Below are 2,797 nucleotides of genomic sequence, written 5' to 3'. Positions count from 1 at the left end.
AGTGGGCCGTTGTTTTGATGTGTTGGTCGCCGCCGATGCGATTTGTATTTTTGAAGAGACCGGTGAATTAATCGGTTGCGAAACCATTATGGCCGATCGTGCAATTACTCCGGAATTGGGCGCAGAAATTGAAGCCTGCGTTGCTAAAGCGGAACACTATTATCGCGTGATGGGTTTCGGCAGTTTTGCACCGGGTAATGCCGATGGTGGCCTCACCACACTTGAAGAAAAATCCATGGGTGCCTATTCCAAATCCGGATCATCGCCAATTAGTGGTTTGATTAAACCGGGCGATATTCCACCCGCCGGTGGTTTGTATTTGCTGGATGTAGTACCCGACGGCGAACCGCGTTTTGGTTTCCCCAATATTTCTGACAACGCCGAAATTATCGAATTAATTGCTTGCGGTTCGCATGTGATTTTATTTACTACCGGTCGTGGCTCTGTTGTTGGTTCAGCAGTTTCGCCGGTGATAAAAGTCTGCGCCAATCCGGAAACCTATCGCCGTTTGGCGGGCGATATGGATGTGAATGCCGGGCGCATTTTGGAAGGTGAAGCAACGCTTGATGAAGTGGGTGAGGAGATTCTGCAAAATGTTATTGATGTTGCATCGGGCAAACGCAGCGTGTCGGAAGAGCTTGGCCATCAGGAATTTATTTTGACTTATAAAGCGTTTGAACCGATTGGCCCTAGTTGTTTGCCGGTGAGGATGGTATGAAGCGATTGGAAGGTAAAACGGCATTAATTACCGCTGCCGCCCAAGGTATTGGCCGTGCAAGTGCAGAATTGTTTGCTGCTGAAGGTGCGCGGGTGATTGCGACGGATATTAATGTCGCGGCTATGAAAGAATTGGTCGGCTGTGAAATTTATGGCCTTGATGTACTGAAACCACAGGATATCCAGCAACTCAGCGAAAAAATTGACAGTATCGATATTTTATTTAACTGCGCCGGTTATGTGCACAGCGGAACTATTTTGGAATGCGATGAAAAAGATTGGAATTTTTCATTCGATTTAAACGTAAGTTCCATGTACCGCATGATCCGCACTTTTTTGCCGGGCATGATCGAAAAGGGCGGCGGGTCTATTATCAATATGTCATCCGTCGCCAGTTCAATTAAAGGCGCACCCAATCGTTTTGCCTATGGCATGACCAAAGCGGCTGTAATTGGTATGACTAAAGCAGTCGCCGCCGATTTTGTCACACATGGCATTCGCTGCAATGCGATTTGTCCTGGCACTGTACAAACACCATCGCTTGAGCAGCGCTTGCATGCAACTGGCGATTACGAAACAGCCTATAAAAATTTTGTCGCTCGCCAACCCATGGGGCGTTTAGGCACTGCGCGTGAAATGGCAGAGCTGGCGCTTTATCTGGCGAGCGACGCATCGGCATTTACCACCGGCACCATCAATGTGATTGATGGTGGTTGGAGCAATTAATTTTTTGGAATCTATTTATGAAATTACTTCGTTATGGCAATGCAGGACAAGAGCGTCCAGGGATTTTGGACAGCAATGGCAAGGTGCGTGAATTGGGTTCGGTGGTTTCCGATATTAACGGCAAAACCTTGAGTGAAGAATCGCTGAAAAAAATCGCAAGTCTGGATATAAATTCACTGCCATTAGTGAATGAGCCTGTGCGCATTGGTGCCTGTGTTAATAACGTTGGGAAATTTATTTGCATAGGGTTGAACTACGCCGATCACGCCGCTGAGTCGGGTGTTGCTGTACCAGCGGAACCGGTGGTTTTTATGAAGGCCACCAGCGCGATCACTGGTCCTAATGACAATATTATAAAACCGCGCAACTCCACCAAGCTCGATTGGGAAGTGGAGTTGGGTATTGTCATCGGTAAGCACGCGAGCTATGTTGAGCTGGATGAGGCGATGGATTATATCGCCGGTTACTGCGTGATTAACGATGTGTCGGAACGCAACTTTCAATTGGAGCGCCCAGGTGGCCAGTGGGATAAAGGCAAAGGCTGCGACAGCTTCGGTCCAATCGGCCCTTATCTGGTAACCAAAGATGAAGTTGCTGACCCACTGAATTTGAATCTATGGCTAAAAGTAAACGGTAAAACTTTTCAAAATGGTTCTACCGATCAAATGGTGTTTGGGCCACAATTTTTAGTGCATTACCTCTCGCAGTTTATGAGTTTGCAACCGGGCGATGTTATTAGTACTGGCACTCCACCCGGTGTTGGTCTCGGTCAAAAACCGCCAATCTATTTGAATGAAGGTGATGTGGTGGAATTAGGGATTCAGGGAATGGGAGTACAGAAACAGGTTGTTGTTAACGCGAAATAATTTTTCCGAAGTACTTCGTAGGTTGATGCGAGCCGCGCAGGATGAGGAACGAACCGCAACACGACCATCTTGCCGCGCCGACCAAAAGCCCAATGGAGCATTGAACCGGGTTTTGGTTTGGTGTTGGGCATGGTCACGTTGCGGTTCGCAGGCTAAGCCTGCGCGGCCCGCACCAACCTACAATTACACCTCATAAAAATTAACGAGAACATCCCCAATGAAAAATCTCAAAAAATTAGCCGTACTTGGCCTTATTGCTTCAGCAATTTTTTCCGCAAATTATTCCGCCTACGCCGAACAAAAACCCAATATCAAACTCTGGCCGAAAGCCGAATCGCCAATAAAAGATTCGGCCGAGTTCAATGCAAAAATTGAAAGCATCTTGCAAAACATGACGCTCGAAGAAAAGGTCGGGCAGATTATGCAAGCCGAAATTCAGACCGTTACGCCGGATGATATAAAAAAATACCATCTTGGCTCTGTGCTTA

Annotated in this window: 2 protein-coding genes and 2 pseudogenes; all 4 read left to right on the top strand. The window is 47.2% G+C overall.

The annotated features are described in order from the left end of the window. Positions 1–718: pseudogene (locus ACWA6V_RS20265) on the top strand (UxaA family hydrolase); the annotation flags it as partial. Then, the gene (locus tag ACWA6V_RS20260; RefSeq protein WP_449524187.1) at positions 715–1,443 is read left to right on the top strand and encodes an SDR family oxidoreductase; all 729 of its coding nucleotides are present in this window, start codon (positions 715–717) and stop codon (positions 1,441–1,443) included. The pseudogene ACWA6V_RS20265 and the gene ACWA6V_RS20260, both read left to right, overlap by 4 nt. A 17-nt stretch (positions 1,444–1,460) precedes the next feature. Further along, a complete protein-coding gene (locus ACWA6V_RS20255; RefSeq protein WP_449524186.1) occupies positions 1,461–2,309 on the top strand; it encodes a fumarylacetoacetate hydrolase family protein in 849 nt (282 codons plus the stop codon). 217 nt (positions 2,310–2,526) lie between these two features. Next, a pseudogene (locus ACWA6V_RS20250) lies at positions 2,527–2,797 on the top strand (hypothetical protein); the annotation flags it as partial.

The organism is Cellvibrio sp., from assembly GCF_053579595.1.
This window is presented reverse-complemented; position numbering and strand designations above follow the sequence as displayed.

Coding starts and splice junctions, on each gene's coding strand:
- ACWA6V_RS20260 (WP_449524187.1), top strand. CDS start 715: ATGAAGCGATTGGAAGGTAAAACGGCATTAATTACCGCTGCCGCCCAA.
- ACWA6V_RS20255 (WP_449524186.1), top strand. CDS start 1,461: ATGAAATTACTTCGTTATGGCAATGCAGGACAAGAGCGTCCAGGGATT.